The sequence below is a fragment of the Paeniglutamicibacter selenitireducens genome, assembly GCF_051550675.1.
Classification (GTDB): domain Bacteria; phylum Actinomycetota; class Actinomycetes; order Actinomycetales; family Micrococcaceae; genus Paeniglutamicibacter.
This window is the reverse complement of sequence record NZ_JBPULF010000003.1, coordinates 320,174-343,686: the sequence shown is the minus strand read 5'-3', so window position 1 is coordinate 343,686 and position 23,513 is coordinate 320,174. Positions and strand designations below refer to the sequence as shown.

The following is a 23,513-nucleotide window of genomic DNA, read 5'->3' as shown; positions in this document are numbered from 1 at the left end:
AAGTCTAGTAGATGGCGCGGGCGCTCAAACCTTGCCAAGGTTTCCCGTCCCAGCGCACCGATAGGAATGCAAAGTGCTAGGGAGCAGGGGTCGACTTCTCCAGGTACTCGCTCATGGTGTCCGACTTCAAGGCTTTGCTGATCTGAGCCATCGCCACCTCATCGCGAACAACGATGGATTGCCCGTCCGGCGACGTTCCGGTTCCTGCAGTGGGCAGAGTGAACATCTCTACATTCGAGGCGCGTAGGTCCTTGAGCTGGAGTCCCAGGCCTGCCGCGGTGGCCGCATCGAACCCGTCGTCAAAGGAAAGATACGGCGAAACCGTGTCGATCACTTCATAGATGGTGGCAGGATTCGTCAGGGTGTCCTTGGAGAGCATTTCGCTAATGACGGCCTTGATGAACTTCTGCTGGTTCCGCACGCGCTGGTAGTCACCATCGACGAATGGTTTGCGTTCGCGCACGAACCGCAAGGCTTCGTTGCCCTCAAGGGTGATCTCGCCAACCGGGTAGTGATACTTGTACTTGTCCGTCGAATAGAACTCAATGTCATTCTTCACCTTCACCCCACCCAGGGCCGTGGAGAGCTCTTTGAATCCGTTGAAATCGATCATGGCCACGTGGTCGATCTTCGTATCGAGCATGCCTTCGATTGTTTGCACGGTCAGCGGAACTCCACCCAGCGACATCGCGGCGTTGATCTTCTGTGTTCCGTGCCCGGGGATGTCCGTCCACAGGTCGCGCATGATCGACATCACGTAGACGCCTTTACGGTCCTCAGGGATATGCATCAGCATCATGGAGTCGGAACGCTGATCGGTACCTCCTCCGGACAACATGTCCGAGGTCGACGTTCCGTCAGCACCATGGTCGACACCCAGCAACAGGAAGTTGAGCGAACCGTCGTCCGGGTTCTTTACGGGCCGGAGCGATTCCTCGGGAAATGCCGAGGCAATGACCTGGGTTTTGTCGTCGAAGGTCTTGGCGAGGTTCATGATGTACCCGCCAGCGACTGCACCCGCGACGAGCACCAGCGCAGCAATGATTGCCAACACCACCAAGCCGGTGCGCTTCTTCGGCGCTTCCAACCGACGGGGTTCATAGCCGCCGCGGAAATTCTTATTGTCAGTCAATCAAGGTCTCCATTAGACAAAGCGTATTGCCAGCTCAGGGCAGCATTGAGCTGCATAGGCAACCATCGCACAAACAAAGCAAGGCTAACCAGCTCCCCTGTGAGGAAGCTGGGTTAGCCATGCCGACAAATCTCTATTCTAGAGGCCAGCCACGAAATCCTTGAGCCAGGGTCGAAGCCCGGGGCCCAGATCCTCTCGATCAGCGGCGAGCGATATGACCGCTTGGATGTAGCTCAACTTGTCCCCGGTGTCATAGCGACGTCCACGGAAAACCACTGCATGGACACCAGCTCCTTCGCCTTCGGCAATCGCCAAGGTCTCCAGTGCGTCTGTGAGCTGAATTTCACCGCCTCGACCCGGTTCAGTTTCTTCCAACACCGAGAAAACGCGCGGGTGAAGCACATAGCGGCCGATGACGGCGAGGTTTGATGGCGCGTCTTCGACCGCTGGCTTTTCGACCAGGCCGTTGACCGTTACGTAGTCTTCGCCGTCAACTGCAGTGACATCCGCGCATCCGTAGGCACTGATCTGCGACGGGTCGACCTCCATCAACGCGATGACAGACCCCCCGGTCTTTTCCTGGACGTCGATCATCGTCGAAAGGAGCTCGTCGCGCTCGTCGATCAGGTCGTCACCCAGGAGAACGGCGAAAGCCTCGTTGCCGACGTGCTGTTTGGCACACAGGACAGCGTGGCCGAGTCCCTTGGGGTCCCGCTGGCGAATGTAATGGATTTCACCCAGTTCTGTGGCTTCCTGAACGCGGCGCAGCTTTTCCATGTCGCCCTTGGCTTCGAGCGTGGACTCAATGAATGGCACGCGGTCGAAGTGGTCTTCAAGAGCACGCTTGTTGCGTCCGGTGATCATCAGCATGTCGGTGAGTCCTGCCCGCGAGGCCTCGGAAACAACGTACTGGATGGCCGGCTGATCCACGACGGGAAGCATTTCCTTGGGCATGGCCTTGGTGGCTGGGAGGAACCGGGTACCGAGCCCCGCCGCCGGGATCACGGCCTTAATTACACGCCTGCTATTATTCATGCGTTCGACTTTACTTCATGATTTGCACAAACAACGACATGACAATTCCTCATTATTACCCGCGCCTCAGGCGTTTGAGTACCGTACGCGGCAGATAGTCAGAGACATCTCCTCCCAATGACTGCACTTCCTTCAAGAGCGAGGACGACAGATGGGTGTAGCGGTTGTCGGCAGCCAGGAAGACCGTCTCAACGCCCGTAAGATGGCGATTCATCACGGCCATGGGGATCTCGTACTGGTAATCCACCGTCGAACGCAAGCCTTTGACGATTGCATCTGCACCTTGTTCCCGGCAAAAGTCCGCGAGCAAGCCGTCGCCCATAGGCTGAACGCTCACACCACGAAGCCCGCCAATCGTTTCCTGAACCATTTCCAGGCGGTCGGATGCCTCGAACCTGTACTTCTTTGCATAGTTGGTGGAAACCGCCACGATCACCTCGTCAAACAGGCTGCTGGCACGGGCGATGATCTCAACATGACCATTGTGGATGGGGTCAAAGGACCCGGGGCAGACGGCTCTACGCATACCCAGCAATCTATCAAAATCGGGCCACCTGCGGCTGTCTCCACAACCGCTCGTTGTGTCCGTGTCGTTTCGGTTCGTCAAGTGCCGATAGTAAGGCCAGGAATCGGGATAATGGATCATGCCCACATTCAACTTGCCATGGCAGCGTACGGCGGCCGGTGCCAATCTCTTGTCTGATTCCAGCCAGCTCGGAGTCACCATCTTCGAGGAGATCACCGCACTCGCAACAAAGCACAATGCCATCAACCTCGGCCAGGGTTTCCCCGACACCGACGGGCCAACACGCTTGAAGCAACGTGCCGCCCAAGGCATCTCCGGAAACCGCAACCAGTACGCGCCGGGTGCCGGCATACCCGCCTTGCGCCAGGCGATTGCGGAACACCAGGAGCGCTTCTACGGGATCAAACTGAACCCGGAAGACGAAGTGATAGTTACCACGGGAGCCACCGAAGGCATCGCTGCCTCGATCCTGGCCTTCGTCCAGCCAGGCGACGAAGTCATAACCTTCGAACCGTTCTATGACTCGTACGGGGCGACGATCGGACTGGCCGGAGGAATCCATAGAACGGTCGCCTTGGCTGCACCATCCTTCCAACCGGATCTTTCCCAACTTCGGGAAGCCTTCAACCCGCGCACGAAGATGATCGTGCTGAACAATCCGCACAACCCCACCGGCGCCGTCTTCGAACGCGAAGTGCTGGCTGAAATCGTGGCCCTCGCCACCGAAAACGACTGCCTCATCCTTTCGGACGAAGTCTATGAACACCTCACCTTCGGAATCGCCCATACACCCGTGGCATCCCTGCCCGGGGCGTGGGAGCGAACCCTGACCCTTTCGTCTGTCGGCAAGACCTTTTCGTTCACGGGCTGGAAGGTCGGCTGGGCCAGCGGGCCAGCGGAACTGGTGGCCGCAGTGCGGACCGTCAAGCAGTTCCTCACATACTCCTCAGGCACGGCGTTCCAGCCCGTGGTCGCCGAAGCGCTCGGCTCCCCCGCCGAATTCTTCACCGGCTTCGCGGATGACCTGGCGGTCCGGAGCGAGGTTTTGGCAAGTGGGCTCGAAGCCGGAGGCATGACCGTGTACCGGCCGCGGGGCACGTATTTCATCGTCGCAGATGTTGCGCCCTTGGGATTCTCCAACGCTCTCGACCTTGCACGCAAAATGCCGGCCTCGGTTGGCGTCGCGGGAATACCGCTTTCGGTCTTTTGCCACGAGCAGGGCGCTGAACGAACCCGGTCGCTGATGAGGTTCGCGTTCTGCAAGAAGCTCGACGTACTCACCGAGGCAGCAGAACGCCTGTCTCAACTGACCGCCAAGATCGGACAATAGCCGTGACCAACCCCGTTTCACGTTGGATGAGCAATTTGGGCGCCCACGCAACACTGGAAGAAGACACCTTCGTTCCAGGCGCCTGGGTGTTATCCCTTGCTGGCGCCGAACAGTCCCATGTCAACCTCGCGCATCCCGGGGAGATCTTTTACGAGTACCTGCGGCGACTGGCAAACTTCGTCGACGAGGTGGACCGACCGGGCACGCCGCTGCGCGTGCTCCACCTCGGGGCCGGCGCACTGACACTCGCCCGCTACATTGAAGAGGTCCGCCCCGGGAGCACACAGGTAGCCGTTGACCTGGAACGCGAACTCCTGGACTTCGTGCTTGAATCGCTCCCACTGCAGCGGCCGGAGAACATGTCGACACTCATCGGTGACGCACGTGAAGTGTTGACGCATGAGCTGTCAGGCAGCACCTTCGATGTCATCGTCCTCGATATCTTCAGCGGCTCGGGCGCGCCAGGGCACCTCACGGTGCCCGGATTCTACGCCGAAATGAACGGCCTTCTCGCACCGGGCGGCATGGTCCTGGTCAATGTCGGAGATGATCCTCCGTTTGCATTTGCCGATACGCAGATTAGTGCCCTCTCTGGGGTCTACCGGTCTGTTTTGGCGAGTGCGCCCACCGAGATATTCTCCAGAAAGTACCCCGGCAACATGATCTTGGCGGCCACCCAGTCGAAGATCGACCTGGGGCTGGTTGAGCGGCTCCGCGCTGCCGGCCCCCATCCCTGTACCGTCCTATTCGGCAGTGACCTGGACGGGTTCGGCAAACCATAGCCTGGTTTCGCCATACTTCTTCTCGGCGAACCGGGTGAGCCCGACCGGCCACTCGGGTTCCGCCGAGCGGGAGGACCGTTCGACAACCACCGTTGAGTGTTCCTCGAGGAGCAGCATTACCTTTTCAAGCGTCGCGGCCAGTTCCTCGTTCGTCATGGGGTAGGGCGGATCCATGAAAACCAGGTCCCAGCTCCTGCCCCCACCCAGACCCGCGGCCGGCGCGAACGAATCCAGAACAGTATCCACGGCACCGCGCCTGACGCTCACCACGTCGTTTCGCAGTGCCTTGTTAACCAATCCGGCATTCGCCTGACATACGGCAACGGCTTTCGGCGCCAACTCGACCAAGAGGACCGAACGAGCCCCACGGCTTGCTGCCTCGAGACCCAGTGACCCCGAGCCGGCGAACAGATCCAATACGCGGGCATCGGCGAGGATGTCGTAGCTCTCCAGCCTGGAGAAAAGCGCCTCCTTAACCCTGTCCGTGGTGGGACGCGTGGAATCCCCTGGAACGCTCTTCAACGGAAGGCCACCCGCGGCACCTGCAACTATTCGACTCATTTATTTCCTATCCCCTTTCCAAGAATGCCTGCATGTCTTCATCCACCCAGTTCTCGACCGCAGCGCGCAGCAACGGATATCCTTCAAGGCCGCGGCCCGAGTCGACGATCTGTTCCGCGGCGTCCCGCGCTCGCTCAATAAGCCTCGAGTCCTTGATGACCCTCAGGACCTTGAGTGTGGAACGCGATCCAGACTGGCTTGCCCCCAAGATATCGCCCTCGCGACGCTCCTGAAGGTCCGATTCCGCCAGCAAGAATCCGTCCGTTGTGGATTCCACGGCTCTCAGCCGTGACACCGAGGGGTGCTCCGCATCCAGCCACGTGGTCATCAAGCACGTGCCGGGGTACTGGCCGCGCCCGATGCGCCCCCGAAGCTGATGCAACTGGGAAATCCCGAAATTCTCGGCGTCGACGATCACCATCAATGTAGCGTTGTGGACGTCAACGCCAACTTCGATGACAGTAGTTGAGACAAGGATGGAGGCGCGTCCGCTATCGAAGTCACCCATGGCCGCAGCTTTCTCCTCACTGGACATGCGCCCGTGAAGTTGCCTGATCTCGGTGCCCGCGAAGGCGGGCATTGCAGCGAGGATCTCCATCATTCGTTCGACAGTCATCGATGCCGGCTTCGCCGTCGCAGGGCTGCCCGAGCCTTGGGGCACTCCGTGATCGGCAAGGATCGGCGGTGCGTCGTCCTCGACGGCGGCCTCGGTGATCCGAGGGCACACCACATAGACCTGGTGGCCCTTGGCTACTTCCTCGGCCATCCTCGAGAATAGCCGGGCCTGCATGCGTGCAACCTGCAGAGGGACCAGATGCGTCGCTATCGGGGCACGCCCCGGGGGAAGAGTCTTCATCAGGCTGACTTCCAAGTCCCCGAACACGGTCATTGCCACTGTTCGCGGAATGGGCGTGGCTGTCATGACCAGCATGTGCGGGGGGTTTGTTGCCTTCGAACGCAGGAGGTCACGCTGCTCGACCCCGAAGCGGTGTTGCTCATCGACAACCACCAGGCCCAGGTCGGCAAAGCCCACCACGTCGGAGAGCAGGGCATGGGTGCCGACCAGGATGCCGGTTTCGCCCGATGCAGCCCCCAGGAGAACTCTCTTCTTCTCACGGGCGCCCGCGGACCCTGTCAGCAAGTCGACCCTGGTGGCCAGTGGATCGGCGCCCAGCTCCCCCAGCCGTCCGAGGGCCCCCAGGAGCTTGCGGATGGATTGATGGTGCTGTTGAGCCAGGACTTCCGTCGGTGCCAGCAACGCCGTTTGTCCGCCCGAATCAATGACCTGGAGCATTGCCCGCAGCGCCACAAGGGTTTTGCCGGAGCCCACCTCGCCCTGAAGCAACCGGTTCATCGGGTGGCCGCGGACCAGGTCACCGGCGATCTCGTCGCCCGCTTGGAGTTGGCCTTCGGTGAGGGTGTACGGAAGCGTGCGCTCGAACGCCGCCAGCAAGCCGTCTGGACGCCCCGTGCGCGCTGTCGCAGGCTGCAAACGCCGGTAGGCCCGTCGCTGCACCAGTGCCAGCTGCAAGAGGAAGGCCTCCTCGAACGCAAAGCGCCTCCTCGCCGCATAGCCTTGGGCAAGGCTTTCCGGACGGTGTATTTCAGTGTAGGCCGTCGCCCTCGAAGGGAGCCGCTGTTGCTTCAGCACCGGTTCGGGAATGAACTCGGGAAATCCCGCTTCATCCGTTCCCGCAAGAACCACGGACATCACGTCGCGGATCTTCTTGTTGGGGAATTTGGCGGTGGCCGGGTAAATCGGGATCGGTCTCGGGTCGGCTTCCTCTGCCGAATCCAACAGCGAGTATTCCGGATGGGTCAGCTCCAGATGGTTCTGGTAAATCGTGACCTTGCCACTGAACATGGCGGTTGCCCCGACCTGCAGGTCCCGTTTGGCGTCGTAGCCGTTGAAGAATGTCATTTTGAGCATCGACTGCTCCGGCCCCATGGCGTCACGTACCGCAACCTGCAAGAGGAATCCGGAGCGCGAGTGCATTCGGCGTTGGGTAATGGATTCGACCTGGGCGACGATCGTGACATCCTCCCCGATGGGAAGCTCGGAGATGTTCGAGAGTTCGCCGACTTCCATGTAGCGCCGCGGAAAATGCCCCAACAACTGCCCCACGGTCTCGTACCCGAAGGCTTGCTCGATCTTTCTGGCGGTGGCGGCACCAAGTGTCCGGTTCAACGGAGTTGTGGCAACAAACCCCTGGTCATCCATCGTGGGTGCAAAGATCAGTGACGGATACGTTTACCGGGGAACCGACCCCGCGAATGGCATCCAAGGCAATTTCCGCGGCCGGTACATGGACGTGGACCCTCCAGCGATATCCCTCGTTGGTTTGATTGACCGGGCTCATGATCACCGAGTCGCCCAGGGCATCAAGTTGACCGCGCAATGTGGCTGCCCCCAACGCATCGAGGTTGATCGTGCACATCACTTCCACGCCAGTGCCGGTGGATACGCCCTCATGGATGTGCGGATCCTGGATGTCGTAGCCGTGGAACTGGGCATACTCATCCGGGTCGAATAGGTGGCCCTGAAGTGCTCCGCGCAGTTCATCCAGGATGATGAGCATTCCAACGGCGCCCGCATCGACGATCTTTGCCTCGTTAAGGACACCCAACTCGGATTCGGTGGCTACGACGGCGTCTTCCGCGGCGACGCACATCGCTTCAAGAATCTCGGTAAGTGCAGCTTTGCTGGCTGGCTCGAGGCGGCTGGCCCGGTGTGTGGAGCGGGCAACCTCAGCCGCTACTTCCATCACCGAAAGCATGGTGCCCTTCACCGGTTCACTCAGTGCCGACCAAGCCCGAACCTTCCCACGTTCCAAAGCTGTTGCCAGGAGCGGAGCTGTGAGTCGTTCGGCCCCGCACAGCGGTTCGGCCATGCCTGCCAGGAACACCGCGAGGAGGGTTCCGGAGTTCCCCCGAGCGGATTCCATGGCGGCTCGGGATGCCATGGTCAGGAGTTCGCCGATGTTTTCGGTTTGCAATTTGGAAATTGCATCGTGCGCCGCACGTGCGGTCAGGTATAGGTTGCTCCCCGTATCCCCGTCGGCCACGGGGAAGATGTTGATTGCGTTGAGTCGATCGCTGTGGTTCCCGAGGCTCTTGACCGATCGTTCGAGCCAGTTGGCCATTGCTTGGGAGTTGGCATGGATCTTTACGTTCATGGAGTGACTAATTTCTTGACCTCTAGAGGTCGTTGTCCGTGACGAACCGGGCGACACTGTCCTCGTTGAGCGCTTTCGCGAACTCGTCGATGACAACCATGTCGGGAACCACGATGGACTGGCCGTCGGCAGAACGGCCGGTTCCCTTATTGGGAAGCGTAAAGAACGTCATGTCCCCGGAACCGATTCCGATCATGGAGCTTGCGATTTTTGCCACCTTCATGGCATCCAGGGACTCGTCCACGGCGATGTACGGTGCAATCTGCTTGACGCTTTCGGAGACTTTTGCCGGGTCTGTCAAGGTGTCCTTCGATGTCAGCTCATTCAAGACGGCCTCGATGTATAGCTGCTGGTTGCGGACCCGCTGGTAGTCACCGTCCGCGAACGAGTGCCGCTCGCGCACGAAGGCCAGCGCCTCGTCTCCGTTGAGTGTCTGAACGCCCTTGGGGAAGTGAACGTCCTTGGCCGAACTCGGGGTGAATGCGATCGGGTTGTTGATTTCCACACCGCCCAGGGCATCCGTTAGCCCCTTGAATCCTTCAAAATCAATCGAAGCAACATGGTCGATACGAGTATCGAACAGGTCCTCCAGGGTTTGGACGGCAAGCGCAACCCCTCCGTAGGCGAACGCGGCATTGATCTTGGCCTTGCCGTGCCCAGGAATGTTCAGCCAGGTATCGCGCATGATTGAGGTGACGTAGATGCCGTTTCGATCCGCCGGGATGTGGACAAGCATCATGGTGTCGGAGCGTCCTCCGTTGGGAAGCGCAGCAAAGTTCTCTTCGCCCTGGCCTTTGGCACGCGTGTCATTGCCGAGAAGGAGGATATTGACCGAGTTCTCGGATTCACCCGACTTCTGTGGTCGCAAAGATTCCTCGGGAAATGCGTTGTCCAGCTTCTGGGTCTCGTTGTCGAATGTACGAGCGAGAGAGAAGAGGTATCCGCCTGCCACCAACAGCGCAATCATAACCAAAGCCAATGTTCCCAGCAGGATTTTCCGACCGGTACGTTTCTTCTTCGGTTCCTCGTGGGTGGTGTCCTCGAAGGACTCACGCAGATACGTCATTGATGCCTCTCATCCAAATGCTCCTTTACATCCTAGTCATGTCCCACGACCGGTAGGCTGTTTAAGTGCCAAGATCGACAGTTTCGAACCCCAAAGCCCCTAATTCACAGCCTCTATCCAGCGAGGATTCAGTTTCAGCTTCCTCCAAGCTCCGGTTTTCGGCAGTCCTCGCCGGTGCGCTTGCGTCGGCCGCAGTCCTGACCGGCTGCAGTCCGATTGCCAATGTCCAGGCTGCCGACGATGCAGGCAATCCACTCTGCGCAGAGATGATGGTCATACTTCCCTCGGAAATCGGCGATCAGCAAAAGCGCCAAACCAATAGCCAAGCCACGGCAGTCTGGGGAGACCCTGCGCAGCTTGTTCTGCGGTGCGGGGTCACCCCTCCTCCGCCATCAACTGACCCGTGTGTCACTGTCAACGGTGTCGACTGGCTTGCGAAAGAAGGTCAAGGGAGCTGGACGTTGACGACCTATGGTCGCACGCCGGCGACGGAACTCGTCTTTGACCCAAATGTCATTCCTTCGAGCACCATCCTGGCTTCGCTGGCCACTGCCGCTTCCAAAATCCCTGCCCAAAGGCAGTGCACGGATGTCTCGAAGTCCGAAGACATTCCTTGACCTCTCCGAACGTGAACGGGGGCGGTGCCATTGGCACCGCCCCCTCACATTCTTGCCCTATCTATCGAAGGCCGGTCTTGCGGTTCAGGCCCAGATAGATCAACTCGTCGATCAGGTCCGCGTATTCGATTCCCGTTTGGGCCCACATGTGCGGGTACATGCTCGAGGGTGTGAATCCGGGCATGGTATTAATCTCGTTGATGATCCAGTTGCCGTCTTCGGTGTAGAAGAAGTCAACTCGTGAAAGGCCCTCGGCGTTGACAGCGTCAAACGCCTTGGCCGCCAGCTCCCGGATCTCGTCCGTGGCCTCAGCTGACAAAGCAGCCGGGCAGCTGAGCTGGGCCGCTGCGCCGTCGACGTATTTGGCATCAAAGTCGTAGAATGTGTGGCCGTCGTTGGCGACGGAGATTTCTCCGGGCATTGACGCCCGAGGCGCCTGATGGCCCCGACCCTCAAGGACGCCGCATTCGATTTCACGACCGAGGATTCCCTGTTCCACAACAACCTTCGGGTCGTGGAGCCGAGCTTCCTCGATGGCGGCCTCCAGCCCATCGGGGGTGTCTACCCGCGAAATACCGACTGAGGAGCCTGCCCGGGCCGGCTTCACGAAGAGGGGGTATTCAAGGTCCTTGACCGACTCCAGGGCTGAAGCACGGTCGCGCCCCCACTGCTTGTCGGTGATGACTACGTACGGACCGACAGCAAATCCGGCCGCTTCGAACACCACCTTCATGAAGTGCTTGTCCATGCCGATGGCGCTTGCTGCAATGCCCGAACCAACATAAGGAACGTCGGCCATCTCGAGCATGCCTTGCAGAGAACCGTCTTCCCCGAACGGCCCGTGAAGCAGCGGGAAGACCAAGTCGATATCACCCAGGCTGCGGACTTCATGGGACGGGGCCGACGCCAACAGCTCGTGGCTCCCCGGCTCACCCGTCAGGCGCAGGATCTCGCTTCCAGCCGTTACCTCAGGCTTGGCGCTGCCGGCCAGCGACCATGCGGCAACATCTTGGTCCACCAAGGTCCATGCGCCCTCACGCGTGATGCCGACAGGGACCACATCGTATTTTTCGCGGTCGATTGCTTCAAGCACTCCTGCCGCCGTCACGCAGCTCACCGGGTGCTCCGAGGAACGCCCCCCGAACAGAAGCAGGACCCGCGGCTTGCGGGAGTTTGTCGGACTCATTGGAGTTCCCCTTCGGATTTCAGTTCACGGCCAAGGAGTCGTGCACCCATGTTTTCAACGCTTAAGGTGCCTTCGAGTACCATGACGACGGCTTCGGTGATGGGCACCTCGACGTTGTTTCGCAAGGCCAAGTCCAGCACGGCGCGACCGGACTTGATGCCTTCGGCCGTCTGGGACATGCGGTCGTTGACCTCGTCCAGGTACAGGCCCTGCCCAAGCAGGCGCCCTGCTGTGTTGTTTCTTGAGAGCGACGAAGAGCAGGTAGCAACAAGGTCGCCCAGGCCTGCAAGACCGGATAGCGTTTCATATTTGCCGCCCAGGGCCAGCGCCAGACGAGTGGTCTCGGCAAGGCCGCGCGTAATGATTGAGGATTTGGTGTTGTCGCCCATCCCCAACCCGTCGCAGATACCCACGGCCAGGGCAATCACGTTCTTGGCGATACCACCGATTTCAACGCCTATGAGGTCGGTGTTGGTGTACGGGCGGAAGTACTCGGTGGAGCAGAGAGACGCAATCCAGGTGGCGGTCTCGATGTCCGCACAAGCAACGACCGAAGCCGTTGGCTGCTTCCGTGCGATCTCCATGGCAAGGTTGGGCCCGGAGAGCACGGCGATCCGGTCGGGGGCAATATCCACCTCAGCGGAAATCACTTCGCTCATGCGGGCGTCGGTGTCGCGCTCGAGACCCTTCATCAAGGACATGAGCACGGCGTTCGGCTCGATGAAGTCCCTGAACGACCTCAGCTGCTCACGGAGGCTCTGCGCTGGAACGGCCAACACGACGAGTTCGGCGCCGGCCAGGACCTCTCGGGGGTCCGAGGACGAAGTAATGTTTGCGGGGAGCTGGGTTTCACGCAGGTAGCGCGAGTTGGTGTGGCGGGTGTTGATTTCAACGGCCACTTCCTCGCGTCGCGCCCACACCATCACCTGACGTCCCGCTTCACTGCCCGAGTCCGCGAGGACCTTCGCAAAAGTGGTGCCCCAGCTACCGGCACCCATCACGGCGATCTTTCCAGGTGCTGGCTTCATCTACTTTTCCTTCGTCTCTTTGCTCGCGGATCCACTGTCAAAGTTTCGTCCCTTGATGGCTTGCCCATGCGCGGCCGGATCCCACAGGACCTCGGGTGCCTTTTCCCCACGCAGTTCGGCCACGTCGTCGGCGATCGCACGCATGATGCGCTCGGTTGCCTCGTTCAACACGGAGCGGGTCATGGGAATGTCACGCAGGTCATCGAGATCCACGGGGTCCCCGATGTTGACTGTGACGCGCTTGCGCGGGAACAGCTTGATGCCCTTGGCGTACCGGGGGAACAGTTCCTGCGCGCCCCAGTGCCCCATGGGGATCACCGGGGCGCCGGTCTGCAAGGCCAGGCGCGCGGCGCCGGTATGGCCTCGCATCGGCCACAGCTCCGGATCGCGCGTCAGCGTGCCCTCCGCGTAGATGATGATCACGCCGTTGGCGTCCAGCACCTTGCGGGCAGCAATGAGCGACTCAGATGCCCCGGCACTCGTTCGTGCCACGGGGATCTGCCCGGTTTTCCGCAGCACGAACCCCAGTACGGGCACCTTGAACAAGGATTCCTTGGCCAGGTACCGGGGATAGCGCTTGTTGCTGTAGACCGCGTGACCCACGACCAGCGGATCGATTTCCGTGACGTGGTTGGGGCACAGGATGAAGCCGCCGGCGGGCAGCTTGTCAAAGCCCCGCCAAGTCCGGCTGATCATCAGGTTCATGACCGGCCGGACGATTCCCGCGGCTACGGCAAACACGGCTTTGGTACCGCGTGATTCATTCATGCAAATCAGCCTATGCGGACTGGGCGATTTCATTCAGTTCGACTCGCGCACCGAGATCGGTGAGCTTGTCCATGAACTTCTCGTAGCCGCGGTTGATCAGTTCGATACCGGTGACATGGCTGGTTCCTTCGGCCGCGAGTGCGGCGATCAGGTGCGAGAAACCGCCGCGCAGGTCGGGGATGTCGATATCGGCGCCCTTCATCACGGTCGGGCCGGAGATGATCGCCGAGTGCTGGAAATTGCGCTGTCCGAAGCGGCAAGGAATTGCGCCGAGGCACTCGCTGTGCAGCTGGACCTGGGCACCCATTTCCACCAGGGCGCTGGTGAACCCGAATCGGTTCTCGTAGACCGTCTCGTGGATGATGGATACGCCTTCGGCCTGGGTCAGCGCCACGACGAGCGGCTGCTGCCAGTCTGTCATGAAGCCGGGGTGGACGTCGGTTTCGAGCATGAGGGGCTTCAATTCGCCGCCCGGGTGGTAGAAACGAATGCCCGTATCCAGGACCTCGAACTCGCCACCGATTTGGCGGTAGGTGTGGAGGAATGCAGTCAGGTCGCGCTGGGCCGCACCCTCGACGAAGATGTCGCCCTTGGTGACCAAGGCTGCCGATGCCCACGATGCGGATTCGTTGCGGTCCGGAAGCGCCTTGTGGTTGTAGCCTGACAGGCGGTCCACGCCGACGATGCGGATGACCCGGTCGCGCTGGACCGTGATGATGGCGCCCATCTTCTGCAGAAGCGAAATGAGGTCGAGGATCTCCGGCTCGACTGCCGCGTTCTCGAGTTCAGTGGTGCCCTTGGCTCGGACGGCGGTCAGCAGGACCTGCTCGGTTGCACCCACGCTCGGGTACGGCAGGGAGATCTTTGCGCCGGTCAGGCCGTGCGGAGCGCGAATGCTCGTGCCAAGCGGACCGGCCTTGTCGATGATGGCACCGAAATTGCGCAGCACCTCAAGGTGGAAGTCGATCGGGCGGTCGCCGATCTTGCAGCCACCGAGGTTCGGGATAAGCGCCTCGCCCAGGCTGTGCAGCAGCGGACCGCAGAAGAGGATCGGGATGCGCGAATCACCGGCGTGGGTGTCGATCTCGTTGCTGGTGGCCGTCTTCGTGCCAGCCGGGTCCATGGTCAGGTCCCCGGTCGTTTCGTCCTTGATGACCGTGACACCGTGGATCTTGAGCAGGCTCGTCACCACCGCGACGTCCTTGATCTCCGGAACGTTGCGGAGAACCGAGGGGGAATCCGCCAAAAGAGCCGCGACCATGGCCTTCGGAACCAAATTCTTGGCGCCTCTCACGGTCACTTTTCCCTTGAGTGGCACGCCACCATGAATCGTTAGGACTTTCCCCATGAACTTAAGAACCTCACCAAATTGTTTGGCCTTCGAAACCGAAGGTAAGACTTAGTAAGCATACAGCCCCCGGCAAAGCCGGGGGCTGTATGCGAGCTGTAACGCCCGTCGCGTTTGGGCCGGTTCGAGCCGCCCGACCCTAGTGTTTCAGGGCCTGAGCAGTTGCGTCGTGCACCGCCGGGCGATACCAGTTAAGCGGTTAGCAAAGACTTAAGAGTACCTTGCCGGAAGGGTGGTCGGCTTGAACGACGGACGCTGCTTTTCGAAGACCGTGATCTCATCTTCGTGCTGCAGGGTCAGGCCGATGTCGTCCAGCCCTTCCATGAGACGCCAACGCGTGTAGTCGTCGATCGTGAACGGAGCGATGATTGATCCGCAGGTCACGGTGCGGGCTTCAAGGTTGACCGTGATTTCGGTCCCCGGGTGGTTCTCGATTTCCTTCCAGATCAATTCGATGTCGCTCTGCGCGACTTCGGCTGCCACCAACCCTTGCTTTCCGGAGTTGCCACGGAAGATGTCAGCGAAACGCGAGGACAGAACGGCCTTGAACCCGTAATCCTTCAGCGCCCAGACGGCGTGCTCGCGCGAGGAGCCAGTGCCAAAGTCAGGGCCGGCGACCAGCACGGAACCTGTTGTAAACGGTTCCCGGTTCAGGATGAAGCTCGGGTCCTTGCGCCATCCGGCGAACAGTGCGTCCTCAAATCCGGTGCGGGTGATTCGCTTGAGGTACACGGCCGGAATGATCTGGTCGGTGTCCACGTTGCTCTGCCGCAACGGAACGCCGACACCGGTGTGGGTGGTGATTTTTTCCATGATGGTTCCTTAGGCTGCGGTGGTGGCGGCTGGTGCTGAGGCAAGGTCCGAGGGCGACGACAGCGTCCCGCGGATCGCGGTGGCCGCGGCGACGACGGGGGAAACAAGGTGCGTGCGTCCCCCCTTGCCCTGCCGACCCTCGAAGTTGCGGTTGGAAGTCGATGCGCACCGCTCCCCCTCCGCAAGCTGGTCCGGATTCATGCCGAGGCACATGGAGCAGCCGGCGAAACGCCATTCGGCGCCGAACTCGGTGAAGATCTTGTCCAGGCCGGCAGCCTCCGCCTCGAGCCTGACCCTGGCCGATCCCGGAACAACGATCATCCTGACGTTGGGGTCCTTCTCGCGCCCCTGGATGATGGCAGCGGCGGCACGCAGGTCTTCCATGCGGCTGTTGGTGCAGGAGCCCAGGAACACCGTGTCCACACGGATGTCCTTCATGGGCTGCCCTGCTTCGAGGCCCATGTAGCCGAGCGCACGCTCGCAGGCCGCGCGCTCATTCTCGTCCTCGAAGTCCTCGGGAGCAGGGACGTTGGCCGAGAGCGACACACCCTGCCCCGGGTTGGTGCCCCACGTCACGAATGGTTCAAGCTCGTCGGCGTCGAGGAAAACCTCGGCGTCGAAGACAGCACCCTCATCGGTGGACAAGGTATCCCACTGGGCGACTGCGGCATCCCAGTCCTCCCCCTGCGGGGCATGAGGGCGGCCCTTGATGTATGCGTAGGTTGTCTCATCCGGGGCCACCATGCCGGCTCGGGCACCGGCCTCGATGGACATGTTGCAGATCGTCATGCGCGCATCCATGGACAGCGCACGGATGGCCGAGCCGCGGTACTCGAGCACGTAGCCTTGGCCGCCGCCGGTCCCGATCTTGGCAATCACGGCCAGGATGATGTCCTTGGAGGTCACTCCGGGCTTAAGGGTTCCCTCGATGTTGATGGCCATGGTCTTGAACGGCTTCAGGGAGAGCGACTGCGTCGCCATGACGTGCTCGACCTCGGAGGTGCCGATGCCGAAGGCCAACGCACCGAAGGCGCCGTGGGTGGAAGTGTGGGAGTCCCCGCACACCACCGTCATACCCGGCTGCGTCAGGCCGAGCTGCGGGCCGACCACGTGGACAATGCCCTGCTCCTTGTCGCCCAGTGAGTGCAGGCGAACGCCGAACTCGGCGCAATTCTTGCGCAGCGTCTCGATCTGGGTGCGGCTGGTGAGATCGGCGATCGGCTTGTCGATTTCAAGCGTGGGAGTGTTGTGGTCCTCGGTCGCAATGGTGAGGTCCGGACGGCGGAGCTTGCGGCCGGCCAGACGCAGGCCCTCGAAGGCCTGCGGCGAGGTCACTTCATGGACAAGGTGCAGGTCGATGTAGATCAGGTCGGGCTGGCGCGCAGCGCCTGCCCCTTCACCCTTGCGCACCACGTGTGCGTTCCATACTTTTTCGGCCAGCGTCTGCGCTGCCTGGTGTGCGGCCATAACCGACTCCCTCACTTGATAAAAGTCTTATGGCATAACTGTTTCACCGCAGGCCACGTAATATCCACTACGCGGATTTGCATCTCAAATAGTGAGACGTCAATATCATAGTATGGACACAACAAGTGGCGTCGGCGTCATCGATAAAGCGGCCCAGATTCTGAATGCCCTTGAGGCCGGACCTACCTCATTGGCGCAACTGGTGGAGATCACCCAAATCTCCCGCCCCACCGTGCACCGGCTGGCACAGGCACTTGTGCACCACCGCTTGGTGGGCAAGGACATCCACGGGAGGTTCGTGCTCGGTGGCAGGCTAGTGGAACTGGCCTCGGCCGCCGGCGAGGACCGCTTGATCGCCGCCGCGGGCCCGCTGCTCATCCAGCTGCGAGACAACACAGGCGAAAGCACCCAGGTCTTCCGCCGGCAGGGAGATTACCGGGTATGCGTGGCCTCTGCCGAGCGGCCGGTCGGTCTTCGGGACACGATTCCCGTTGGGACGCAGCTCTCCATGAAGGCCGGCTCTGCGGCGCAGGTTCTGCTGGCGTGGGAAGACCACGAACGGCTCCTGGACGGCCTGCAGGGCGCGCGCTTCACCCCGACCATCCTCGCCGGGGTGCGGCGACGCGGGTGGGCCCAGAGCCTGGGCGAGCGCGAACCCGGAGTCGCCTCGGTTTCGGCGCCCGTGCGCGGGCCTTCCGGTCGGGTCATTGCGGCAGTGTCCATGTCGGGCCCCATCGAGCGGCTCTCCCGCCAGCCCGGCCGCACCCACCAGGAGGTCGTGGTCCAGACGGCCAACGCACTGAGTGAGGCACTGCGCAAGACCGGCGACTAACCTCAGCCGGGTCCGTCATGCTTCCGCGGCGGCGCAGACGGGCCGGGATCAACCGTCGAAATGGTCGTAACCGCCCGAGGGGGTCCTCGTCGATCCGTCGAAGCGGGCCTGCGGCCCGGACTCGTCCGGAGCCACGGCACACACACGCCCGACTCGCCTGAACCCGGGCGGCAGGGCCGCGTGAGGAGGGAACGTGGCCAAGAGGCCGTGGTCCTCTCCCCCGGCCAGAACCCAGTCGAGCGGATCGCATCCCAACTTCAGCGCTATCGGCCGCAACCGGTCGATGTCTGCCCGGAGTGCAGCCTGCTCGATGTACACGTGGACACCGCTGGCGGTTGCCATCCGCTGGCCGTCCTTGAGCAGGCCGTCGGAAAGGTCCATCATTGCGGTCGCACCGCCGCGAGCAGCGGCCGGCCCGGCATGAAGCGGGGGCTTCGGGCGACGCTGCCCCGCCACGACAAGCTCCTCCTCTTCGGTCCAGTCCACGCAGGGCTGGGGCGAATCAAGGAGCGACAGCCCCGCGGCCGCAACGCCCAAGACGCCATTGACTGCGACGGTGTCGCCCGGCCGTGCCCCCGAGCGCACCACGGGCCTCTCCGCCGCCAGCGCCCCCGTGACTGCCGCCGTCACCGAGACCTCGCTCCCCCGCCCCAGGTCCCCGCCGGCGATCGAGCAGTCAGCCGCTCCCAGTTCACGGACCGCGGCGCTGAACCCTTCGGCAAGGTCCTCAACCCAACCCACCGGCGTGGAGTGGGGAAGGGTCAGGGAAATCACCGCCGAGGTGGCGTATGCGCCCATGGCGTTGACGTCCGAGAGGTTCTGGGCAGCGGACTTCCATCCCACGTCGTAGCCGCTGCTTTCGTAGCCGCTGGGCCAGCGCAACCGGAAATCCTGGTTCTCCACCAGGGTGTCCACGGTGATGACGAATGCCCCGCCCGGCGCCGCAACGAGGGCCGCGTCATCGCCCGGGCCCAGCAACGGCTCCGCTCCCTTCAGGCGCGGCAGGATCCGTGCCAGCAAGCCGCTTTCACCCAGGTTGCCAACGGTTAGAATCTCAGCCTCTGGCACGTTGAAGAGCTCCAATGAATTGATTGTGTCGATTGATTTCGGCGTTCACCGGCCCGATGACGGTTTCCTCCACCACGGATTCCACGGCACCCAGCAACGCCTTCTTGGCCGATCGGGCACGGCCTGCGGCGCCCACCCGGGCAGCGAATCCACTGAGGATCCCCAGCACCACTCCCAACAGGATCCCACCTAGCAACATCAAGGTCGGAACGGGGAAGCCCTCCACCCGTGGTGCCGGCGGAAGGGTGAACTGCAGGTACTGCACTGCCGCAAGCGCCCCGAGCCACAGGGCCCCGGCCAGGGCGGTGGCGAGCGCAATCCATTGGACCACGGATATCAGCGGCCACCACCAGGCTCCCTTGGTTGCCTTCACGTCCGCTTTCGCGATCGCCTGGTCCAGGAGGTCCGGCAGTTCCTCCGTGTGCCCGCGCGAGGCTCGTCGGATGGATGCCTTCCATGGCTCGGGGGCGGCCGCCCCCGCCACCTCTGCGTATCTCCGCACTGCGGTATCCGCCTGGGCCCGCTGCGCCACGCCCGCGGCGGGCAACGACGTCCGATTCACGGCCGGGTTAACCTCAGCGCTTTTCAGGTTCAGCCTACGTAGCGGATCCGGCCTCATTTTGGACAGCCATCGCGTCAGTGGCCAGCCCGTCCGCTTCCGCGCATCCAGGCGATAGGAGGTTCGCACAGCGTCCACCACGGTGTCCACACCGGAGGCGGCAGCAAGGTTCCGTACCAGGTCTCGCCGGTCGTTGTCGGACGGCTTCGTGAGTTCCGCGATGGCGTGGCCCCGGCCCAGTTGTTCCGCCATGGTCGCCACATCGGCAGCCAACCGGTTCGAGGCAGCGCTCCGCTCGGTGACCACCTTGGCGATTTCCTGCCGAAGCCCCTCGACTCCCTCGCCCGTTACTGCCGAGACACCCAGCACCCGGGGGCCGGCCAGGCCGTCCCGCTCGAGGATCGAGCGCAGCGACGCCAGAACGGGCTGCCGCTGGGCTTCGCCCAACTTGTCCACTTGGTTCAAGACCACGAGGGTCACTGCTCCGTGGGCGGAAAGCGGCTTGATGAAGTCGTGGTGGACGGCGGCGTCGGCGTACTTTTGCGGATCGAGCACCCACACCAGGACATCCACCTGACCCGCCAGCTTTGTGGCGGTTTCCCGGTGCGCCAACACCGTCGAATCGAAGTCGGGCAGGTCCAGCAGGATCAAGCCATAGGCTTCCTTCGCCGAGCCAAAGATTCCCTTCCTGGCCAAGTGCAAGGGCGAATCAATAACCCGCCGGTCAGTGACCTCCAACCAGTCAAGCAGCGGGTCGGAACCCTTCGCTCCCCAAACGGCGGCCAATGGCTTGCCGGTGGTCGGGCGGGTGGCGGCCACGCGAGCGAGGTCCTCCCCGACGACGGCATTGAAAAGCGAGGATTTCCCGCTGCCCGTGGCCCCGAAGAACCCGACCACGGTGTGCTCGGAGGACAGCGTCCTGCGCGAAGCGGCCCGGTCCAGGACGGCCCACGAGGCGGCATTCTCCAGCGTCCCAAGCCTTTGGTCTCCGAGCTCGGTTGCCTCCTTGAGCGCTTGCAGCCTCAGTTCCAGCGGGCTAAGCGCGGTATCGGATCGACGGCGGCTCATGCACCCTGCTCCCGTGCCAGGCGGCGGATGGCGGCCGAGTAGTTCTTCATGCTCTCGGGCTCCGATTGGGCCGGGACCGACTCCAACGTACTGCTGAACCTGGCCTGTTCAAGATCCAGCAGGGAGTCGCAACGCTGCTGCAAGCTCTCCATGGCCCTTTTGGTCAGTCTTCGCACGGCATCTTCGCCGAAGATCGCTTCAAGCAATTTTTGCCCGACCACGGCAGATCCACCGGCGATTCCCACTTCCAGGCCGGTGAGTCCTGCGGTCGAGGCAAAAACGACCACCATCAGCGCGACCGCCACGCCGTTGATCCCGAATGAGACCATGCGCGCCGTCATGCGTTTGCCGGCGCCTTCCTCACGAATGATGTCCATCAGGTCCAACTGCCAAGCCCTTACTTGGCCTGCGACCTTGTTGGAGAAGTCCTCGCTTGGTGCGCCAAGCTCCCCCGTTTCGACGATCGAGGCTCCCGCGGGGTCGTCCCGCCACCGGTCCTCCGCGGTTTCACAGGCCTTTGCCGTTTGGTCCACCACCACCGCGTGCAGGCCGCTTTCGATGGCCTTCTCCACTCTGTCCACTGGCTGCGGCTTTCCCGTGAAGAAGGCGCCGATCCGGTCGCGCAGCCTGCCGATCCCGGATTCCAGCGATCGGAAGAACTCACCGGTCCCGACGAAATCCTGCCATCTGGCAAGGACTTCACCGCGCAGCAGTGTGCCGTCCTGCACGGCAACTCGGATTCCCCCTCTGGCCTGCGCAAAGGACTCCTCCACGTAGCCTTCCAGCCGACGGGCGCTGTGGACTTGCTCTTCCATGGCCGAGGCGATGCCATCCGTGCGGTTCGCCAGTTGGGCAAGTACGCCGGCGAGTGTCTGTCTCGCAACCGCAGCACGTGACTCGCTGCTGGCGGCAATTTGTCCAAGCCAAGTCTTGATGCCGGCCACTGCTTCCATGGGCAGCATGTCCATGGCGTCGAGCGGGAGTTCCCGCACCAGGAAAAACCGGGCCGAACCCAGCCCCTCTCGCTGGAGCATTTCCCGGAGATCGGCAGACACTTCGGTTTCGGCGTCTTCCGGCACCCGGTCAAGAACAATCGAAATGGTGATGTTTCGGGCAGCCGCTTCGGAAAGCAGCTTCCACGGGACCGCGTCTGCGTAGCGGTTCGCCGTTGTCACGAACACCCAAAGGTCGGCAGCAGCGAGGAGCTGGCCGGCAAGCCGGCGGTTCTCGTCGGAAACGGAGTCGACATCCGGGGCATCCAGAATGGCGATGCCACGGGGCACCGACTCGTCCTCGAGCAGGACTATCGAGTCAGTCAGTCCGGGGTCCGGATCGGCGCCAACCCTGTCTGCAGGCAGCGCCGGCGCGGTCGCAATCGGGGTGCCCGTGATACGGCGGAGCCCGGGAAGGATGCGGTTGGTTTCAAGCCACGGACGGTCTTGGGCGTGATGCAGAAGGATGGGCTGGCGCGTGGTTGGCCTGATGGCCCCTGCCCTCGTGACCGGATGCCCCACGATGGCGTTGACCAGGGTTGACTTGCCTGCCCCCGTGGATCCGCCCACCACAGCCAGCAGGGGCGCATCCAGGCTGCGGTAGCGCGGCAGGATGTAGTCATCGAGCTGGTCGACTGCCGTGCGCGCGACTTCACGAGACTTTGCCGCCCCAGCGATTTCCAGGGGAAACAATTCGACCGAGAGACGATCTCGAACCGCGGAAAGCAGGGCAATTGCTTCTGCATCGGCGGGCACGCTTGAAGCCCACGGCTCGCCGACCGGTTCGGGGACGTCTTTCGTAGTCACATCTACATCATGCCAAAGAGTCGGTCGATATCGCGGGACGTCCCGCCGGAATTCGACTTCGATTCCATAAATGTCCGGCAATGACAAATGGTCCCAAGCAAGAGCTTGGAACCATTTGCGCTGGTGACCCCAGCGGGATTCGAACCCGCGTTACCGCCGTGAGAGGGCAGCGTACTAGGCCGCTATACGATGGGGCCGCATAGCTGCAACGTTTTGGGACTGTTGCCGTCCGATTCATGCGAATCGTGACCCCAGCGGGATTCGAACCCGCGTTACCGCCGTGAGAGGGCAGCGTACTAGGCCGCTATACGATGGGGCCGTATGCTCTGTGAGTAGGGCTTTCGCCCCCAAACAGACCAGTCTTGGAATTCACCAAAACCGTAGCGCTGGGGTACCAGGACTCGAACCTAGAATGTTGGTACCAGAAACCAGTGTGTTGCCAATTACACCATACCCCACAGCGTTGATTTGCCGTCCGGCTTTCTCTTCGAAAGCTTTCCTGCGCCTCAGCACGAGAAATAACTATACAGCCAGATTCGGAACAGTACAAATCGACGCACACCCAGACCTTCAGTGCCTCAAAAAGCCCGTATTCTCGGTGATCAGGCGGGGTAAGAGACCCAAATTTCCAATGCTTTTCCCGAACCCCTTTTTGTGATCTGGGGCACGATCAAGCAGCAGTCCGAGCAGCCCCGCATCGCGCGCACCCTGTACGTCATTTACCGGATTGTCTCCCACGTAAAGGGTTGCCCCCATGGGTGTTCCGAGCAGCCTGCAGCCCTCGTGGAACGGTCGAGGATCCGGCTTTGGTGCGCCGGCCGTATCCGAACCGACAAGAACGGATATCCGCCCAAGTCCAGACAGCTTGAGCTTTTCGCGCTGGTAGATCTCCACGTTGTTGCTCACAGCCCCGTAGGGAATACCCATGGCGTCCAATTCATCGAGGCATCCGTGCACATCAGCGAACGGCTGCCACCTGCTGCGCACGGCCTGCTCGTAGCCCGAACACCAGGTACCGAGCGATTCGGCAGCTGGAGGATCAAGCTGGGCCATGGCATAGGCGCGCTTGATCCGTTCCACTCGTTGCCCCAGGAATGTCAGCTCCCCGGACATGTAGCGCTCATAGGCTCCGGCTCCATCGTCCGCGAAGTCCCGCGCAATGGACTCGCGGGCATCCTCGGGGACGCAGGCAAAGTCCTCGGCAGCGAGGACCAGGAACCCTTGGACCGCTGCGGCATTCAAATCCACGAGCGTGTCATCGATGTCAAAAAGAACGCCCTCAACCCGGGCACCGGACGTGAATCCGGTTGATGGGCTGAGGGCGCGATTCGTGGCTTCCACGATCTTTAGGG

The 23,513-nt window shown here is 61.8% G+C and carries 21 protein-coding genes and 3 tRNA genes; 4 read left to right on the top strand and 20 right to left on the bottom strand.

Going from position 1 to position 23,513, the window contains the following annotated elements:
* Nucleotides 1-76: 76 nt before the first annotated feature.
* From ACSYDW_RS08310 to coaD, 3 genes are all read right to left on the bottom strand, one after another.
* On the bottom strand, nt 77-1,132 hold the full coding sequence (locus tag ACSYDW_RS08310; protein WP_438338251.1) for an LCP family protein: 1,056 nt from the start codon (nt 1,130-1,132) through the stop codon (nt 77-79).
* Nucleotides 1,133-1,270: 138 nt separating this feature from the next.
* The gene (gene galU, locus ACSYDW_RS08305; protein ID WP_438338250.1) at nt 1,271-2,167 is read right to left on the bottom strand and encodes a UTP--glucose-1-phosphate uridylyltransferase GalU; all 897 of its coding nucleotides are present in this window, start codon (nt 2,165-2,167) and stop codon (nt 1,271-1,273) included.
* Nucleotides 2,168-2,222: 55 nt separating this feature from the next.
* Nucleotides 2,223-2,693 carry a pantetheine-phosphate adenylyltransferase gene (coaD, locus tag ACSYDW_RS08300; protein WP_438338385.1) on the bottom strand — a complete coding sequence of 157 codons (471 nt, stop codon included), beginning with the start codon at nt 2,691-2,693 and terminating at the stop codon, nt 2,223-2,225.
* Between the two features lie 118 nt (nt 2,694-2,811).
* Between coaD and ACSYDW_RS08295 the strand changes: the two genes are divergently transcribed.
* Nucleotides 2,812-4,023, top strand: a complete 1,212-nt coding sequence (locus ACSYDW_RS08295; RefSeq protein WP_438338249.1) for an aminotransferase class I/II-fold pyridoxal phosphate-dependent enzyme — start codon at nt 2,812-2,814, stop codon at nt 4,021-4,023.
* A gap of 2 nt (nt 4,024-4,025) precedes the next feature.
* Entirely contained in the window at nt 4,026-4,805 is a 780-nt protein-coding gene (locus tag ACSYDW_RS08290) for a spermidine synthase (RefSeq protein ID WP_438338248.1), read from the top strand.
* On the opposite strand, the gene rsmD is transcribed toward ACSYDW_RS08290, so the two are convergent.
* Genes rsmD through ACSYDW_RS08270 form a run of 4 tightly spaced genes read right to left on the bottom strand, consistent with a single transcriptional unit; the run spans nt 4,767 to nt 9,608 of the window.
* Nucleotides 4,767-5,366 (bottom strand): 16S rRNA (guanine(966)-N(2))-methyltransferase RsmD, encoded by a 600-nt coding sequence (gene rsmD, locus ACSYDW_RS08285; protein ID WP_438338247.1) that lies wholly within the window; start codon nt 5,364-5,366, stop codon nt 4,767-4,769. The genes ACSYDW_RS08290 and rsmD overlap by 39 nt on opposite strands.
* A 7-nt stretch (nt 5,367-5,373) precedes the next feature.
* Nucleotides 5,374-7,587 (bottom strand): ATP-dependent DNA helicase RecG, encoded by a 2,214-nt coding sequence (locus ACSYDW_RS08280; RefSeq protein ID WP_438338246.1) that lies wholly within the window; start codon nt 7,585-7,587, stop codon nt 5,374-5,376.
* Complete coding sequence (locus tag ACSYDW_RS08275; protein ID WP_438338245.1) at nt 7,580-8,542, bottom strand: DAK2 domain-containing protein; 963 nt, start codon at nt 8,540-8,542, stop codon at nt 7,580-7,582. Before ACSYDW_RS08275 ends, ACSYDW_RS08280 begins: the two co-directional genes overlap by 8 nt.
* A 22-nt stretch (nt 8,543-8,564) precedes the next feature.
* Nucleotides 8,565-9,608 carry an LCP family protein gene (locus ACSYDW_RS08270; protein WP_438338244.1) on the bottom strand — a complete coding sequence of 348 codons (1,044 nt, stop codon included), beginning with the start codon at nt 9,606-9,608 and terminating at the stop codon, nt 8,565-8,567.
* 65 nt (nt 9,609-9,673) lie between these two features.
* On the opposite strand from ACSYDW_RS08270, the gene ACSYDW_RS08265 reads away from it, so the two are divergent.
* On the top strand, nt 9,674-10,225 hold the full coding sequence (locus ACSYDW_RS08265; RefSeq protein ID WP_438338243.1) for a DUF3515 domain-containing protein: 552 nt from the start codon (nt 9,674-9,676) through the stop codon (nt 10,223-10,225).
* Nucleotides 10,226-10,286: 61 nt separating this feature from the next.
* On the opposite strand, the gene ACSYDW_RS08260 is transcribed toward ACSYDW_RS08265, so the two are convergent.
* The 6 genes from ACSYDW_RS08260 to leuC form a co-directional block, all read right to left on the bottom strand.
* Nucleotides 10,287-11,411, bottom strand: coding sequence for a D-alanine--D-alanine ligase family protein (locus tag ACSYDW_RS08260; RefSeq protein ID WP_438338242.1), 1,125 nt, complete (start codon nt 11,409-11,411; stop codon nt 10,287-10,289).
* Nucleotides 11,408-12,439 carry an NAD(P)H-dependent glycerol-3-phosphate dehydrogenase gene (locus ACSYDW_RS08255; RefSeq protein ID WP_438338241.1) on the bottom strand — a complete coding sequence of 344 codons (1,032 nt, stop codon included), beginning with the start codon at nt 12,437-12,439 and terminating at the stop codon, nt 11,408-11,410. The genes ACSYDW_RS08260 and ACSYDW_RS08255 overlap by 4 nt, the downstream gene beginning before the upstream one ends.
* Nucleotides 12,440-13,207 carry a lysophospholipid acyltransferase family protein gene (locus tag ACSYDW_RS08250; protein ID WP_438338240.1) on the bottom strand — a complete coding sequence of 256 codons (768 nt, stop codon included), beginning with the start codon at nt 13,205-13,207 and terminating at the stop codon, nt 12,440-12,442.
* Nucleotides 13,208-13,217: 10 nt separating this feature from the next.
* A complete protein-coding gene (gene murA / locus ACSYDW_RS08245) occupies nt 13,218-14,555 on the bottom strand; it encodes a UDP-N-acetylglucosamine 1-carboxyvinyltransferase (RefSeq protein ID WP_438338239.1) in 1,338 nt (445 codons plus the stop codon).
* 210 nt (nt 14,556-14,765) lie between these two features.
* Nucleotides 14,766-15,368, bottom strand: a complete 603-nt coding sequence (gene leuD, locus ACSYDW_RS08240; RefSeq protein WP_438338238.1) for a 3-isopropylmalate dehydratase small subunit — start codon at nt 15,366-15,368, stop codon at nt 14,766-14,768.
* Nucleotides 15,369-15,377: 9 nt separating this feature from the next.
* Nucleotides 15,378-16,835, bottom strand: coding sequence for a 3-isopropylmalate dehydratase large subunit (leuC, locus tag ACSYDW_RS08235; RefSeq protein ID WP_438338237.1), 1,458 nt, complete (start codon nt 16,833-16,835; stop codon nt 15,378-15,380).
* Nucleotides 16,836-16,947: 112 nt separating this feature from the next.
* Here leuC and ACSYDW_RS08230 point away from each other — a divergent pair, with 112 nt between their 5' ends.
* Nucleotides 16,948-17,667: an IclR family transcriptional regulator gene (locus ACSYDW_RS08230; RefSeq protein WP_438338236.1), complete on the top strand. Its 720-nt coding sequence runs from the start codon at nt 16,948-16,950 to the stop codon at nt 17,665-17,667.
* A gap of 48 nt (nt 17,668-17,715) precedes the next feature.
* Here ACSYDW_RS08230 and thiL read toward each other — a convergent pair whose 3' ends face one another.
* From thiL to ACSYDW_RS08195, 7 genes are all read right to left on the bottom strand, one after another.
* Nucleotides 17,716-18,735: a thiamine-phosphate kinase gene (thiL, locus tag ACSYDW_RS08225; protein WP_438338235.1), complete on the bottom strand. Its 1,020-nt coding sequence runs from the start codon at nt 18,733-18,735 to the stop codon at nt 17,716-17,718.
* Nucleotides 18,722-20,362, bottom strand: coding sequence for a GTPase family protein (locus ACSYDW_RS08220; RefSeq protein ID WP_438338234.1), 1,641 nt, complete (start codon nt 20,360-20,362; stop codon nt 18,722-18,724). The genes thiL and ACSYDW_RS08220 overlap by 14 nt, the downstream gene beginning before the upstream one ends.
* On the bottom strand, nt 20,359-22,110 hold the full coding sequence (locus ACSYDW_RS08215; RefSeq protein WP_438338233.1) for a dynamin family protein: 1,752 nt from the start codon (nt 22,108-22,110) through the stop codon (nt 20,359-20,361). Before ACSYDW_RS08215 ends, ACSYDW_RS08220 begins: the two co-directional genes overlap by 4 nt.
* Nucleotides 22,111-22,282: 172 nt before the next feature.
* Nucleotides 22,283-22,358, bottom strand: a tRNA-Glu gene (locus ACSYDW_RS08210).
* Between the two features lie 49 nt (nt 22,359-22,407).
* Nucleotides 22,408-22,480, bottom strand: a tRNA-Glu gene (locus ACSYDW_RS08205).
* Nucleotides 22,481-22,547: 67 nt separating this feature from the next.
* Nucleotides 22,548-22,619, bottom strand: a tRNA-Gln gene (locus ACSYDW_RS08200).
* A gap of 112 nt (nt 22,620-22,731) precedes the next feature.
* Complete coding sequence (locus tag ACSYDW_RS08195) at nt 22,732-23,502, bottom strand: HAD family hydrolase (RefSeq protein WP_438338232.1); 771 nt, start codon at nt 23,500-23,502, stop codon at nt 22,732-22,734.
* Nucleotides 23,503-23,513 lie beyond the last annotated feature (11 nt).

What these genes read in the sequence shown, in the direction of transcription:
- galU (WP_438338250.1), bottom strand. Translation starts at nt 2,167, where the DNA reads ATGAATAATAGCAGGCGTGTAATTAAGGCCGTGATCCCGGCGGCGGGG.
- coaD (WP_438338385.1), bottom strand. Translation starts at nt 2,693, where the DNA reads ATGCGTAGAGCCGTCTGCCCCGGGTCCTTTGACCCCATCCACAATGGT.
- ACSYDW_RS08295 (WP_438338249.1), top strand. Translation starts at nt 2,812, where the DNA reads ATGCCCACATTCAACTTGCCATGGCAGCGTACGGCGGCCGGTGCCAAT.
- rsmD (WP_438338247.1), bottom strand. Translation starts at nt 5,366, where the DNA reads ATGAGTCGAATAGTTGCAGGTGCCGCGGGTGGCCTTCCGTTGAAGAGC.
- ACSYDW_RS08280 (WP_438338246.1), bottom strand. Translation starts at nt 7,587, where the DNA reads ATGGATGACCAGGGGTTTGTTGCCACAACTCCGTTGAACCGGACACTT.
- ACSYDW_RS08275 (WP_438338245.1), bottom strand. Translation starts at nt 8,542, where the DNA reads ATGAACGTAAAGATCCATGCCAACTCCCAAGCAATGGCCAACTGGCTC.
- ACSYDW_RS08270 (WP_438338244.1), bottom strand. Translation starts at nt 9,608, where the DNA reads ATGACGTATCTGCGTGAGTCCTTCGAGGACACCACCCACGAGGAACCG.
- ACSYDW_RS08260 (WP_438338242.1), bottom strand. Translation starts at nt 11,411, where the DNA reads ATGAGTCCGACAAACTCCCGCAAGCCGCGGGTCCTGCTTCTGTTCGGG.
- ACSYDW_RS08255 (WP_438338241.1), bottom strand. Translation starts at nt 12,439, where the DNA reads ATGAAGCCAGCACCTGGAAAGATCGCCGTGATGGGTGCCGGTAGCTGG.
- ACSYDW_RS08250 (WP_438338240.1), bottom strand. Translation starts at nt 13,207, where the DNA reads ATGAATGAATCACGCGGTACCAAAGCCGTGTTTGCCGTAGCCGCGGGA.
- murA (WP_438338239.1), bottom strand. Translation starts at nt 14,555, where the DNA reads ATGGGGAAAGTCCTAACGATTCATGGTGGCGTGCCACTCAAGGGAAAA.
- leuD (WP_438338238.1), bottom strand. Translation starts at nt 15,368, where the DNA reads ATGGAAAAAATCACCACCCACACCGGTGTCGGCGTTCCGTTGCGGCAG.
- leuC (WP_438338237.1), bottom strand. Translation starts at nt 16,835, where the DNA reads ATGGCCGCACACCAGGCAGCGCAGACGCTGGCCGAAAAAGTATGGAAC.
- ACSYDW_RS08230 (WP_438338236.1), top strand. Translation starts at nt 16,948, where the DNA reads ATGGACACAACAAGTGGCGTCGGCGTCATCGATAAAGCGGCCCAGATT.
- ACSYDW_RS08220 (WP_438338234.1), bottom strand. Translation starts at nt 20,362, where the DNA reads ATGAGCCGCCGTCGATCCGATACCGCGCTTAGCCCGCTGGAACTGAGG.